The 12,825-nt window shown below is 59.8% G+C and carries 13 protein-coding genes; 6 read left to right on the forward strand and 7 right to left on the reverse strand.

Annotated features, from left to right (window positions below; all coding sequences use genetic code 11):
* Positions 1–2: 2 nt before the first annotated feature.
* Entirely contained in the window at positions 3–950 is a 948-nt protein-coding gene (locus AC1Q8Q_RS24180; protein ID WP_033039621.1) for an NAD-dependent epimerase/dehydratase family protein, read from the forward strand.
* Here AC1Q8Q_RS24180 and AC1Q8Q_RS24185 read toward each other — a convergent pair.
* Positions 922–1,182 (reverse strand): hypothetical protein, encoded by a 261-nt coding sequence (locus tag AC1Q8Q_RS24185; RefSeq protein WP_020798431.1) that lies wholly within the window; start codon positions 1,180–1,182, stop codon positions 922–924. The genes AC1Q8Q_RS24180 and AC1Q8Q_RS24185 overlap by 29 nt on opposite strands.
* A gap of 436 nt (positions 1,183–1,618) precedes the next feature.
* On the opposite strand from AC1Q8Q_RS24185, the gene AC1Q8Q_RS24190 reads away from it, so the two are divergent.
* Both AC1Q8Q_RS24190 and AC1Q8Q_RS24195 read left to right on the forward strand, forming a co-directional pair.
* Positions 1,619–2,683: a hypothetical protein gene (locus AC1Q8Q_RS24190; protein WP_492615580.1), complete on the forward strand. Its 1,065-nt coding sequence runs from the start codon at positions 1,619–1,621 to the stop codon at positions 2,681–2,683.
* 15 nt (positions 2,684–2,698) lie between these two features.
* Positions 2,699–3,052, forward strand: a complete 354-nt coding sequence (locus tag AC1Q8Q_RS24195) for a DUF1428 domain-containing protein (protein ID WP_020798433.1) — start codon at positions 2,699–2,701, stop codon at positions 3,050–3,052.
* A 14-nt stretch (positions 3,053–3,066) separates the two neighbouring features.
* Here the strand turns inward: AC1Q8Q_RS24195 and AC1Q8Q_RS24200 are convergent, their stop codons facing one another.
* A complete protein-coding gene (locus AC1Q8Q_RS24200) occupies positions 3,067–3,261 on the reverse strand; it encodes a hypothetical protein (RefSeq protein ID WP_020798434.1) in 195 nt (64 codons plus the stop codon).
* 110 nt (positions 3,262–3,371) lie between these two features.
* Between AC1Q8Q_RS24200 and thpR the strand changes: the two genes are divergently transcribed.
* Complete coding sequence (gene thpR / locus AC1Q8Q_RS24205; RefSeq protein WP_020798435.1) at positions 3,372–3,911, forward strand: RNA 2',3'-cyclic phosphodiesterase; 540 nt, start codon at positions 3,372–3,374, stop codon at positions 3,909–3,911.
* 287 nt (positions 3,912–4,198) lie between these two features.
* On the opposite strand, the gene AC1Q8Q_RS24210 is transcribed toward thpR, so the two are convergent.
* From AC1Q8Q_RS24210 to AC1Q8Q_RS24230, 5 genes are all read right to left on the reverse strand, one after another.
* Positions 4,199–5,296, reverse strand: a complete 1,098-nt coding sequence (locus tag AC1Q8Q_RS24210) for a polyamine ABC transporter substrate-binding protein (RefSeq protein ID WP_492615581.1) — start codon at positions 5,294–5,296, stop codon at positions 4,199–4,201.
* A 157-nt stretch (positions 5,297–5,453) separates the two neighbouring features.
* Positions 5,454–6,338 (reverse strand): ABC transporter permease subunit, encoded by an 885-nt coding sequence (locus tag AC1Q8Q_RS24215; protein WP_020798439.1) that lies wholly within the window; start codon positions 6,336–6,338, stop codon positions 5,454–5,456.
* On the reverse strand, positions 6,335–7,216 hold the full coding sequence (locus AC1Q8Q_RS24220) for an ABC transporter permease subunit (RefSeq protein WP_162831853.1): 882 nt from the start codon (positions 7,214–7,216) through the stop codon (positions 6,335–6,337). Before AC1Q8Q_RS24220 ends, AC1Q8Q_RS24215 begins: the two co-directional genes overlap by 4 nt.
* Positions 7,217–7,245: 29 nt before the next feature.
* Positions 7,246–8,388, reverse strand: coding sequence for a polyamine ABC transporter ATP-binding protein (gene potA, locus AC1Q8Q_RS24225; RefSeq protein WP_110755180.1), 1,143 nt, complete (start codon positions 8,386–8,388; stop codon positions 7,246–7,248).
* 335 nt (positions 8,389–8,723) lie between these two features.
* A complete protein-coding gene (locus AC1Q8Q_RS24230; protein WP_033044669.1) occupies positions 8,724–9,485 on the reverse strand; it encodes a gamma-glutamyl-gamma-aminobutyrate hydrolase family protein in 762 nt (253 codons plus the stop codon).
* 280 nt (positions 9,486–9,765) lie between these two features.
* Here AC1Q8Q_RS24230 and AC1Q8Q_RS24235 point away from each other — a divergent pair, with 280 nt between their 5' ends.
* Complete coding sequence (locus tag AC1Q8Q_RS24235) at positions 9,766–11,142, forward strand: glutamine synthetase family protein (RefSeq protein ID WP_083349274.1); 1,377 nt, start codon at positions 9,766–9,768, stop codon at positions 11,140–11,142.
* Between the two features lie 181 nt (positions 11,143–11,323).
* A complete protein-coding gene (locus tag AC1Q8Q_RS24240) occupies positions 11,324–12,814 on the forward strand; it encodes an aldehyde dehydrogenase (protein WP_492615582.1) in 1,491 nt (496 codons plus the stop codon).
* Positions 12,815–12,825: the final 11 nt, after the last annotated feature.

The following is a 12,825-nucleotide window of genomic DNA, read 5'->3' on the forward strand; positions in this document are numbered from 1 at the left end:
TGATGACTGCTGAGCGAATCCTGGTCACCGGTGGCGCCGGCTTCATCGGCTCGCACCTTGTCGAAGCCCTGCTCGAATACGGCTACAGCGTTCGAGTCCTGGATGATCTTTCCACCGGGAAATTATCCAACCTGCCGATTGATCGTTGTCATTTGACCTTGGTAGTGGGGGATGTCGCCGATGCCTCGACGGTAGCGCGCGCCATGAAAGACTGCACCGCGGTGGTCCATCTGGCCGCAGTCGCCTCGGTGCAGGCCTCGGTCGATGACCCGATCGCCACGCACCAGAGCAACTTCATCGGTACGCTCAATATCTGTGAAGCCATGCGCCAGGCAGGTGTAAGGCGGGTGGTCTACGCCTCCAGTGCAGCGATTTACGGCAACAACGGCGAAGGCACCGCGATCAGTGAAGACACACCAAAAAATCCCCTGACGCCGTACGCCGCCGACAAACTGGCCAGCGAACACTTCCTTGATTTCTATCGCCGCCAGCACGGACTGGAACCGGTCATCCTGCGCTTCTTCAATATTTATGGACCGCGCCAGGATCCTTCGTCGCCTTATTCCGGCGTCATCAGTATTTTCAGCGAACGGGCACAAAAAAAACTCCCCATCACCGTTTATGGTGATGGGGAGCAAACAAGGGACTTCGTCTATGTCAATGACCTGGTCAAGATCCTGGTACAGGCGGTCACTGAATCAAAACCGCGTAATGAACCGATCAATGTCGGGTTTAACCGCTCCACCAGCTTGAACGATCTGGCGACGATGCTGGGCGAACTGCTGGGTTGGCCGCTTTCGCTGGCCTACGATGCGCCGCGATCCGGTGACATCAGGCACTCTCTCGCCGACAACAGTCGATTGCTGAGGCATTTTTCGTTGGAAAAACCGACCTGTTTTGCAGAGGGGCTGGGTCAGCTTCTCAGAAGTATTGATGCCGGCGGGCGCTAGAGGCGACTTCGGTTGCCAGCAAATGCTCGGCCAATACGTCATTGAGAAAGCGGAACTGATCGTTGAGCCCGATCACTTCGTTACTGAAGTGATGACCGGCTGCCGGAATCAGGAGTGCCTCGAATTTTTCGTCGAACATCAGGGTCAATACTTTACGAGACTCGAATTGCTGCGAGTAGTAGTTGTTGCCGAACACCGGAAAGCTCACGGCCAAGGTGACGTTGGTGATCATGACGTGCGCTCCTCAGAGAGAAAGAACCAGCCGAATACGCTTAACGTGAAGGCCGTCAGGGCCAGGCAGGTCAGGAGATGGATCAGCATGGTTCTACCCTCCGCTACAGGGTTTTGTGTTGGGTTGGAACTGATCCTACGCTGACGGTGCGTGGGCGGAAGGCAATCGTGGCGATGGTGAATATCGATGGGAGTGATGGTCTGATGTTGTGGGTGTTTCTGATGGCCCCATCGCGGGCAAGCCCGCTCCTACAGGGGGTCGGGTTGGAACACGATTGTTGTGTACACCTGTAACCATTGTGGGAGCGGGCTTGCCCACGATGGCAGCCTCAAGAGCACCATCAATCCTGAGCGGCTACCCGCCGCCACCTATACTCAAACCAGGGGCCTCAGAGCGCCGAACCTCCCGTTCGGCTTACACTTCAGGAACCGCGATCTTGAACCTGCGTTCGCTGATCGTCGCCGTGCTGGTAGTGTTGGCGGGATGCGTCACGGCTCCGCCTACCCCGGTAGAAGTGCCGCAGATCATGATTTCTCCAAGTACCTGGCAGCAAGTGGACCGGGAAATTATCGATGCGTCGCAGTCGGCCACCGAGCAGGCAAAAATCTACGCCCACGGCGCCATGGATTACTGGCGCACCCGGGTCTATCAGCTGACCGAAGAAAATTTCATTCCTTGGTTCAGCAGTTACTGGACCCAGGAATGGCTATCGATGAAGGTCAGTTGGTACACCATCAGTGCCAAGGGCGAGCAGGATGCCACGGAGAAACGCCTGGCAGCGTATCTGCTGGAGAAGTACCAGGAAAAGGTGCTGGCTCCGGCGGCGCTTGAGGTGGATCCGGATGCGATTCTCACCCTGGCAGCGGCGTTCTACCTGGACATAATGAAGGAAGAACTGCAGAAAATTTCCCAACGTCATGGCGTGCCGATGGCGCAGCTCAATGGTCGCATCCGCAAAGTTCCCGCGATTGCCCTCGGGCCGCCGCCCGCCAGGGACGCCTCGCTGTACCAGGTGGTGCATGCTGAGCAGTTGAGCGCGTTGCCGGCGTACGCCGCGCTGGTCGACAAGGTCCACAAGGCCGGTGGCGACAAGGGTGTGGGCTCGACGGACACCGCCATGGCACCGGTGGCCAAGCGCGCCAGTCAACGCATCGAAGCCGAGATGGCCCCGCGTGGGGCGGCCAGTGCGGTAGCGGCGGCAGCCGGCAAGTTGGCCGGCGCGTTGATTTCCGTCGGCGTCGCGGGCGTTCGGGCGATCATCCAGGCCAACGATCGACCGGACAGCGAAGCGTTGATCCGCAGCAGCCTGGGCAACACGTTCGACAAGGCCTGGACCAAGCTGCTGCAGAACCCGACCACCGGTGTGATGGCGGGCACCTTGTACATGGCCTCGCAGATAGAGGGGAGCCTGGCGCAAAGCGCCCAACCGTCGGTCGGTACGGACCCAGGGTCTGTCGATTGGAGCCCGACCCAGTCGACTAATCAACAGATCAACCCATGACCCAAGGAGAACCTCATGTCCTATGTTGATGGCTTTGTCATTGCCGTACCCACCGCCAACCGCGAAAAATTCCGCAAGCACGCCGAGATGGCCGCTGCCATTTTCATCGAGAACGGCGCGCTCAGCCTCGCCGAGTGTTGGGGTGACGACGTGCCTGACGGCAAGGTGACCTCGTTTCCCATGGCGGTGAAACTCAAAGAGAACGAAACCGTGGTGTTTTCCTGGATCGTCTGGCCGGACAAGCCCACGCGTGACGCCGGGATGGCGAAACTGATGAGCGATCCGCGGGTGCAACCGGACGTCAATCCCATGCCATTCGATGGTCAAAGGATGATCTTCGGCGGTTTCGAAATGATCGTGAAGGCTTGATCCGAACCGCCGGATCACTCCGCCGCCGGGGTGATCCGGCAACTCTTGCGGTTGCGGATTTCGTCATCGGACGGTCGCTCGCGGACAAACTCGAAGCGCGGCTCGCCTTCGCTGTAATGCACCAGCCAGCCCCATTCCAGCTTGAGTTCATCCTGACCGGGTTCTGGGGGGGTGGCCCACCAGGGTTCCTTACTGAGGATCTGTCGCATGCTTCCCTCCGGTTGGTTCGCCTGCATCAACTATAACTTGCATGCCGGCAGACGCCAGAAGCGGCCTTGCAGGTTGTAGACTCAGGTTATTTCCGGCAGAGATATCTGGCATGAATGACGAAACCCATGAGCCGTTCAAGCGCTTGTTTTTCGCGCTCGGCTGCGCGCCGGCGCAACGCAAGGCCATCGCCCAGTGGCGCAGCGCCTTGCAACTGCGCAGCGGACGTGCGGTGCCGGTCGAGAACTTTCATCTGACCTTGAAGTTTCTGGGGGCGGTCGCGATCGCGCAGATTGCCGATATCTGCACGGCTGCCGCGTCTGTACGAACGTCGGGCGAACGCTTGACCGTGGAGCTCGATCGACTCGACGTCTGGCGCAGGGCAGGGGTCTTGGTGTTGGCACCCGAGCAGGCATCGCCCGCGTTGTTGCGGCTGGTGTATGACCTGGAGCAGGCCCTGTTGCCCTTTGGCCTTGAGGATGCACCACGGGAATTTCGCCCGCACTTGACCTTGGCTCGAGACTATCGGGCGCCGGTGCCGGAGTCTCCCACGCCACCCGAGTTTGTCCTGCGTGCTGATCGCTTCGCGTTGTTCGAATCGCACAAGGGCCGTTACCGGGCGCTGGCCGAATGGCCGTTGGGGGGTGTTTGACTTAAAGCTGGAACGCGGAGCGTCCCGGACTGCATTCCCACGCAGAGCGTGGGAACGATCACAAAAAAAGGCGCCCGAGGGCGCCAAACTTCACCTTAACCGAGGAGCCAGGTGAGGGATGCAGCGGTGGTAAGGCGCTGCATGAATAGAAAAGCTAAAGCTGAAATCCAGGTTGAATGTTATGGCCTCTTCGCGAGCAGGCTCGCTCCCACAGGGGGACGTATTCCATTGTGGGAGCGAGCCTGCTCGCGAAAGCGGCATCAAGTTCAACACTTATGTGCAGTGAATTACTGGCCGAGTTTCACCTTGGTCCAACCCCGGGTCATGATCCGCTGTACCGCAATCGGCTGGTCAGGGATGGCATACAAGGTTGCCATCACCGCTTCGGGCGGATACGAACCCGGCTCATTGCGAATCGCCTCATCCACCAACGGCGTTGCGGCCGCATTGGCGTTGCTGTAGCCGATGTTGTTGGTGATCTCGGCGATGATGTCCGGGCGCATCAGGAAGTTCATGAACAGGTAGGCGTTCTCGACGTTGGCGGCATCGCGCGGGATGGCGACCATGTCGTAGAAACTGCCGGCGCCTTCTTTCGGGATGCTGTAGTCGATCTTCACCTTGTCCCCGGCTTCCTGGGCGCGAGCCTTGGCCTGCAGCACATCGCCGGAGTAACCGACGGCCACGCAGATGTTGCCGTTGGCCAGGTCCGAGATGTACTTCGAGGAATGGAAGTACGCCACCGATGGGCGGATTTTCATGAACAGTGCTTCGGCTTCGGCGATGTGCGCCTTGTCCTTGTCGTTCACCGGGTAGCCCAGGTAGTGAAGGGCGGCCGGGATCATCTCGGTGGGCGAGTCGAGGAAACTGATGCCGCAGGCTTTGAGTTTTTCAGCATTTTCCGGTTTGAACAGCAGGTCCCAGGAGTTGGTCGGGGCGTTGGCGCCAAGCACTTCCTTGACCTTCTGCGGGTTGAAGCCGATGCCGATCGAGCCCCACATGTACGGGAAGGCGTGGGCGTTGTCCGGGTCGCTGGCGGAGGCGTTTTTCAGCAGCACCGGATTGAGGTTCTGCCAGTTGGGCAGCTTCGACTTGTCCAGCTCCTGATAGACCCCGGCCTTGATCTGCTTGGCCAGGAAACTGTTGGACGGCACGACGATGTCGTAGCCGGACTTGCCCGCCAGCAAGCGAGCTTCAAGGGTTTCGTTACTGTCGAAGACATCGTAGGTCACGCGGATGCCGGTCTCGTCTTCGAACTTCTTGACGGTGTCCGGGGCAATGTAATCCGACCAGTTATAGACGCGCAGAACCTTGTCATTGGCCTGGGCGCCCGAGGCGATCACGCCCAATAAGGACAGTGTCAGCAGAGTCCTGCCAAACATTTTCATGTACAACTCCATTTCTTTTCTTATTCAAATCCTTGTAGGAGCGAGCCTGCTCCGGGCGGCGTTCCGACGAAAAACTCAAGGACAACGCGTTCATTCAGATTGCCCAAGCCATCGTTGACGTCCATCGCGAGCATGCTCGCTCCTACAGGGGGTGGTGCTAGGCCGTTGCTCCGACCATTTGCTTTTTCGGTTGTTGCCAGGATTCGCTGGCAGTCTGGTCCATCGCTTCCTGGATCGCCCGTTTACGGCTGGCTTCGGCGCGGCGGCTGAAGTACCAGACCATGAAGGTCACGATCGACACAGCCAACAGGATCAGGCTGGCCACGGCGTTGATCTCCGGCTTCACGCCCAGGCGCACCGCCGAGAACACTTCCATCGGCAGGGTGGTGGAACCCGGGCCCGAGACGAAGCTCGCCAGTACTAGGTCATCCAGCGACAGGGCAAACGACATCATGCCGCCGGCCGCCAGTGACGGCGCGATCATCGGGATGGTGATCAGGAAGAACACCTTGAACGGTTTCGCACCCAGGTCCATGGCCGCTTCTTCGATGGACAGGTCCAGCTCGCGAAGGCGCGCGGAGACTACCACTGCCACGTAGGCGGCACAAAACGTGGTGTGGGCGATCCAGATCGTCACGATGCCACGCTCCATCGGCCAGCCGATCATTTGCGCCATGGCCACGAACAGCAGCAACAGCGACAGACCGGTGATCACTTCCGGCATCACCAGCGGCGCGGTCACCAGGCCACCGAACAGCGTGCGGCCCTTGAAGCGCGTGACGCGGGTCAGCACGAATGCAGCCAATGTCCCCAGCGCCACCGCGGCAATCGCGGTGTAGCAGGCGATTTCCAGCGAACGCACCACCGAGCCCATCAGTTGCGAGTTGTCGAGCAGGCCGGCGTACCACTTGAACGACCAGCCACCCCACACCGTCACCAGCTTGGAGGCGTTGAACGAGTAGATCACCAGGATCAGCATCGGCAGGTAGATAAACGACAGGCCGAAAACCAGCATGAACTTTGAAAATCCGAAGCGTTTCATCCCCGTGCCTCCATCTCTTTGGCCTGGCTGCGGTTGAACAGCAGAATCGGCACGATCAGAATCAACAGCATCACCACCGCCAGGGCGGACGCCACCGGCCAGTCGCGGTTATTGAAAAACTCCTGCCACAGCACTCGGCCGATCATCAGGGTCTCGGGACCGCCCAACAGCTCCGGAATCACGAACTCACCGACCACTGGAATGAACACCAGCATGCACCCGGCGATGATGCCGTTCTTGGCCAGCGGCACGGTGATTTTCCAGAAGCTGTTGAAGGTGCTCGAACCCAGGTCCGAAGCCGCTTCCAGCAGGCTCTGGTCGTGTTTGACCAGGTTGGCGTACAGCGGCAGGATCATGAACGGCAGATACGCATACACCACGCCGATGTAGACGGCGGTGTTGGTGTTGAGGATCTCGATCGGGTGATCGGTCAGCCCGATCCACATCAAAAAGCCGTTGAGCAGGCCGTTGTTGCTGAGGATGCCCATCCACGCATACACGCGGATCAGGATCGCGGTCCAGGTCGGCATCATGATCAGCAGCATCAGCACGTTCTGTGCTTCCTTGCTTGCCTTGGTAATGGCATAGGCCATCGGAAAACCGATCACCAGGCACATCAGCGTACTGAACAGCGCAACCTTCAACGAACCGAGGTAAGCCGAGAGGTACAGCTCATCTTCGCCCAGCAACGTGTAGTTGCCGATGTTGAGCAACAGATTGAATTTCTGCTCTGCGTAGGTGTAGATCTCCGAGTAGGGCGGAATGGCCAGGGCTGCTTCCGAGAAGCTGATCTTCATCACCAAAAAGAACGGCAGCATGAAGAACAGGCACAGCCACAGGAACGGAATGCCGATGACCAGTTTTCGTCCGCTGGGCACCAGGCGCAGGAATTGCTGATTGAAGGTTCTCATGCGCGCAGTACCACGCCGCTGTCGTCTTCCCACCACACGTAGACCTGATCGTCCCAGGTCGGACGTGCGCCACGGCGTTCGGCGTTGGCCATGAACGATTGCACGACCTTGCCGCCAGGCAGCTTGACGTAGAACACCGAGTGGCCGCCGAGGTAGGCGATGTCATGCACGGTGCCGCTGGACCAGTTGTAGCGGGTGTCGGGCTTGGTGGTGCTGACCAGCAGTTTTTCCGGGCGAATGGCGTAGGTGATCGACTTGTCCTGCACCGAGGTGCTGACGCCGTGACCGACGTAGATCTTCTGCTCCAGATCCGTGCTGTGAATGATCGCGTGACCTTCCAGATCTTCCACCACGGTGCCTTCGAAAGCGTTCACGTTGCCGATGAATTCGCAGACCATGCGGCTGACTGGCGCTTCATAGATGTCCACCGGGCTGCCGATCTGGGCGATCCAGCCCAGGTGCATGATCGCAATGCGCTGGGCCATGGTCATGGCTTCTTCCTGGTCGTGGGTCACCATGACGCAGGTCACGCCGACGCGCTCGATGATCTCGACCAACTCCAGCTGCATTTGCGAACGCAGTTTTTTATCCAGCGCGCCCATCGGCTCGTCGAGCAGCAACAGCTTTGGACGTTTGGCCAGGGAGCGGGCCAATGCCACGCGCTGACGCTGGCCGCCGGACAACTGATGCGGCTTGCGCCTGGCGTACTGGGTCATGTGCACCAGGCGCAGCATTTCTTCGACGCGGGCATCGATTTCACTGGCGGGCAACCGGTCCTGCTTGAGGCCGAAGGCGATGTTCTGCGCCACGGTCATGTGCGGGAACAGGGCATAGGACTGGAACATCATGTTGATCGGCCGCTCGTACGGCGGCATGTCGGTGATGTCCACGCCGTCGAGCAGGATGCGCCCTTCAGTCGGGCGCTCGAAGCCGGCGAGCATGCGCAGCAGCGTCGATTTACCGGAACCGGAACCACCGAGCAGGGCAAAGATTTCACCCTGATGGATTTCCAGGGACACATCGTCCACTGCGGTGGTCTCGTCGAACTTCTTGGTGACGCGGTCGACTTTCACCAACACCTTTTTCGGTGCCTGGTGACCTTCAAGAGCCTTCCTGTAGATGCTGGAGGCGTTTGCCATGTGAAACTCCCAACAGGTTTCGTTCGCCGGGCCAACGCGGCCTGGCTTAATAGTTGATTGCAAACCCGAGCGGTCAGTGGGTCGCGATCCCTGTAGGAGCTGGCGAAGCCTGCGATCTTTTGACTTTGCTTTTCAAAATCAAGATCAAAAGATCGCAGGCTTCGCCAGCTCCTACAGGGGATTGCGCTGGATGCCCCGTCCGGGTTTATCCGGTGCCGCCTTCCTGGCTGCGGTACTTGTTGTTATTGCAGTGTGTTGTTGTCGTGAGTCACGGATGCGCGCAAGCGCACCCGCCAGACCCACGGGGGCAGTAAATTGATTGATCTTTTATGACGTCAGCGCGAGTTACGAAGCGCCGCCCGTTGTCGGCACGCGTCACCAAACGCCTGGAAAATTCTCAGGTAGGGCGGGTTTTCAAGAACCTGCCATTCCGGGTGCCATTGCACGCCGAGGGCAAAGGCCTTGCTGTGCTCCACCGAGACCGCTTCGATCAAGCCGTCCGGCGCGAGTGCTTCGGCGCGCAGGCCAGGCGCGAGCCGGTCGATGCCCTGGCTGTGAATCGAATTGACCTGGAACTGCGGGGGCAGGTCCATCGCCTGGAACACGCCACCGGGCTGCACATCGACGGCGTGCGCCGGAGCGTATTGCACCGCGAGGTCGGGATGGTCGGCTTCACGATGATCGAGCAATCCCGGCAGCTCATGGACCTTCTGATGCAGGCTGCCACCGAACGCCACGTTCATCTCCTGAAAGCCGCGGCAGATGCCGAGCACCGGAACGCCAGCGGCAATCGCCGCGCGAATCAGGGGAAGGGTGGTTTGATCCCGCTGGGGATCGTGTTCGGTGCCGGGAGCGCTGGCGGGGCCTTGATAGTGGAAGGGCTCCACATTCGACGGCGAGCCGGTCAGCAACAGACCGTCGAGCTGCGGTAGCAGGTCTTCGATTTCGGTCAGGTCGCCCAGGGAAGGAATGACCACGGGCAGTCCCAGCGCGGCAACGCTGACAGCACGCAAGTACTTGTCACCGCTGACGTGGTAGGGGTGCAGGCCAATCTGTTTGACGCATGCAGTAACGCCGATCAATGGCTTGAATGCCATTTTTATCACCTCGAAGTTTCACACTTGAACGAGCTTTTCTGGAGCTTAGCCTTGTTGATTTTAATTAACAACTCTCATGTAAAAAATTCTAAACGCCGCACGTCTGAAGACGAGGATTTACGCGTGTTTCAAGGATGATCTGGCACTCTCGTGCCTCTGAGAGGCCCGAAAATAAACGCTTAAAGGCTGAGTGTTCGCTATTGACTTCACTTTGCCTTTCGGATTGACTGGCTACGTGAAAGGGCGGTGAACATAATAATTAACAGCTAATAGGTGCATCATGTCGGTCCCTCTGCGTACCGTTCAACTCAACGAAGCAAACGCATTCCTTAAGAAATATCCTGAGGTTTTGTACGTCGACCTTCTGATTGCGGATATGAACGGTGTGGTGCGCGGCAAGCGCATCGAACGCACCAGTCTTCATAAGGTTTACGAGAAAGGCATCAACCTGCCAGCGTCCCTGTTTGCGCTGGACATCAATGGCTCCACGGTGGAAAGCACCGGCCTGGGCCTGGACATCGGCGACTCCGACCGGATCTGCTATCCGATCCCTGGCACCCTGAGCATCGAGCCATGGCAGAAGCGCCCAACCGCGCAACTGCTGATGACCATGCACGAGCTCGAAGGCCAGCCGTTCTTCGCCGACCCGCGGGAAGTGTTGGCTAATGTGGTGCGCAAGTTCGACGACATGGGCCTGACCATTTGCGCCGCGTTCGAACTGGAGTTCTACCTGATCGACCAGGACAACGTGAACGGTCGTCCACAGTCGCCGCGTTCGCCGGTGTCCGGCAAGCGTCCGATGTCGACCCAGGTGTACCTGATCGACGACCTCGACGAATACGTCGACTGCCTGCAGGACATCCTCGAAGGCGCGAAAGAGCAGGGCATCCCGGCTGACGCCATCGTCAAGGAAAGCGCCCCGGCGCAGTTCGAAGTCAACCTGCACCACGTGGCCGATCCTATAAAGGCTTGCGATTACGCGGTGCTGCTCAAGCGTCTGGTGAAAAACATCGCCTACGACCACGAGATGGACACCACGTTCATGGCCAAGCCGTATCCAGGCCAGGCGGGTAACGGTCTGCACGTACACATTTCGATTCTCGACAAGGAAGGCAACAACATCTTTGCCAGCGAGGATCCCGAGCAGAACGCCGCGCTGCGTCACGCGATCGGCGGTGTGCTCGAGACCCTGCCAGCGCAGATGGCGTTCCTCTGCCCGAACGTCAACTCTTACCGTCGTTTCGGCGCGCAGTTCTACGTGCCGAACTCGCCGAGCTGGGGCGTCGACAACCGTACCGTAGCGGTTCGCGTGCCGACCGGTTCACCGGACGCCGTGCGCATCGAGCACCGCGTGGCCGGTGCCGACGCCAACCCGTACCTGTTGATGGCTTCGGTTTTGGCCGGCGTGCACCACGGCCTGACCAACCAGATCGAGCCTGGCGCCCCGGTGGAAGGCAACAGCTACGAACAGAACGAGCAGAGCCTGCCGAACAACCTGCGCGATGCCCTGCGCGAGCTGGACGACAGCGAAGTCATGGCCCGTTATATCGACCCGATGTACATCGACGTGTTCGTGGCGTGCAAGGAAAGCGAGCTGGCCGAGTTCGAGAACTCCATCTCCGACCTTGAGTACAACTGGTACCTGCATACCGTTTAAGACGGATCACGCCGATCAACTGTGGGAGCGAGCCTGCTCGCGAAGGCGGCGGTTCAGTCAGCATTGATGTTGTCTGACACACCGCTTTCGCGAGCAGGCTCGCTCCCACAGGGGACCGTCTTTCAAATCCTTGGATGACCGGTCAGTTCGACTACATATTCCCCTGCGTCGAGTCACAACCATGACAATCACTCGCAGCGACTGGGAGCAACGCTTCCAGTCCCTCAACATCGAAAGCCGCGCCTTCATCGACGGCCAGTACTGCGCGGCCGCCAGCGGCGCCACGTTCGAATGCATCAGCCCGGTGGACGGTCGTTTCCTGGCGAATGTGGCCAGCACCGACGAAGCCGATGCCAACGCCGCCGTCGCCGTTGCCCGTCGCACCTTCGAATCCGGCGTCTGGGCCAACCTGGCTCCGGCCGAGCGCAAACGCGTGCTGATCCGCTTCGCCGACTTGATCCTGGCCAACCAGGAAGAGCTCGCGCTGCTTGAGACCCTCGACATGGGCAAGCCGATCAGCGACTCGATGAACGTCGACATTCCGGCGACCGCCAACGCGATTCGCTGGACCGCCGAAGCCATCGACAAGATCTACGACGAAGTCGCTGCCACGCCCAGCGATCAGCTTGGCCTGGTGACGCGCGAACCGGCCGGCGTGGTCGCGGCCATCGTGCCCTGGAACTTCCCGCTGATCATGGCCAGCTGGAAATTCGCCCCGGCCCTGGCGGCTGGTAACTCGTTCATCCTCAAGCCTTCGGAAAAGTCGCCGCTGACGGCCATTCGCATCGCGCAGCTGGCACTGGAAGCGGGCATCCCGAAAGGTGTTTTCAACGTCTTGCCGGGCTACGGTCACACCGTCGGCAAGGCGCTGGCGTTGCACATGGACGTCGACGTGCTGGCCTTCACCGGCTCCACGGCGATTGCCAAGCAACTGATGATCTACGCCGGGCAAAGCAACATGAAACGCGTCTGGGCAGAAGCGGGGGGCAAAAGCCCGAACGTGGTGTTCGCCGATGCACCGGACCTGCGCGCGGCGGCACAAGCGGCAGCCAGCGGCATTGCCTTCAACCAGGGCGAAGTCTGCACCGCCGGTTCGCGCTTGCTGGTGGAGCGTTCGATCCGCGAGCAGTTCTTGCCATTGTTGGTCGAAGCCCTGCAAGCCTGGAAGCCGGGGCATGCGCTTGATCCTTCGACCACCGTCGGCGCGGTCGTCGACCAGCGTCAACTGGACAACGTATTGCGCTACATCGATATCGGCAGGGAACAGGGTGCCGAGTTGATCGCGGGCGGCCAGCGCACCCTCGAAGAAACCGGTGGCCTGTACGTGGAGCCGGCGGTTTTCGACGGCGTGACCAACGCCATGACCATCGCCCGGGAAGAAATTTTCGGCCCGGTGCTGTCGGTCATCACCTTCGACACCGCTGAAGAAGCCCTGGCGATCGCCAACGACAGCATCTTCGGCCTGGCCGCCGGCGTGTGGACCAGCAACCTGAGCAAGGCCCACACCTTCGCCCGTGGCCTGCGTGCCGGCAGCGTCTGGGTCAACCAGTACGACGGCGGCGACATGACCGCGCCGTTCGGCGGGTTCAAGCAGTCGGGTAACGGTCGGGACAAATCGCTGCACGCGTTCGACAAGTACACCGAACTCAAGGCGACCTGGATCAAGCTCTAAGACCTATAAAA

The sequence above is a fragment of the Pseudomonas sp. GW823-FHT06B06 genome, assembly GCF_058795195.1.

What these genes read in the sequence shown, in the direction of transcription:
- AC1Q8Q_RS24240 (WP_492615582.1), top strand. Translation starts at nt 11,324, where the DNA reads ATGACAATCACTCGCAGCGACTGGGAGCAACGCTTCCAGTCCCTCAAC.
- AC1Q8Q_RS24215 (WP_020798439.1), bottom strand. Translation starts at nt 6,338, where the DNA reads ATGAAACGCTTCGGATTTTCAAAGTTCATGCTGGTTTTCGGCCTGTCG.
- AC1Q8Q_RS24235 (WP_083349274.1), top strand. Translation starts at nt 9,766, where the DNA reads ATGTCGGTCCCTCTGCGTACCGTTCAACTCAACGAAGCAAACGCATTC.
- AC1Q8Q_RS24210 (WP_492615581.1), bottom strand. Translation starts at nt 5,296, where the DNA reads ATGAAAATGTTTGGCAGGACTCTGCTGACACTGTCCTTATTGGGCGTG.
- AC1Q8Q_RS24180 (WP_033039621.1), top strand. Translation starts at nt 3, where the DNA reads ATGACTGCTGAGCGAATCCTGGTCACCGGTGGCGCCGGCTTCATCGGC.
- AC1Q8Q_RS24185 (WP_020798431.1), bottom strand. Translation starts at nt 1,182, where the DNA reads ATGATCACCAACGTCACCTTGGCCGTGAGCTTTCCGGTGTTCGGCAAC.
- potA (WP_110755180.1), bottom strand. Translation starts at nt 8,388, where the DNA reads ATGGCAAACGCCTCCAGCATCTACAGGAAGGCTCTTGAAGGTCACCAG.
- AC1Q8Q_RS24230 (WP_033044669.1), bottom strand. Translation starts at nt 9,485, where the DNA reads ATGGCATTCAAGCCATTGATCGGCGTTACTGCATGCGTCAAACAGATT.
- AC1Q8Q_RS24195 (WP_020798433.1), top strand. Translation starts at nt 2,699, where the DNA reads ATGTCCTATGTTGATGGCTTTGTCATTGCCGTACCCACCGCCAACCGC.
- thpR (WP_020798435.1), top strand. Translation starts at nt 3,372, where the DNA reads ATGAATGACGAAACCCATGAGCCGTTCAAGCGCTTGTTTTTCGCGCTC.
- AC1Q8Q_RS24200 (WP_020798434.1), bottom strand. Translation starts at nt 3,261, where the DNA reads ATGCGACAGATCCTCAGTAAGGAACCCTGGTGGGCCACCCCCCCAGAA.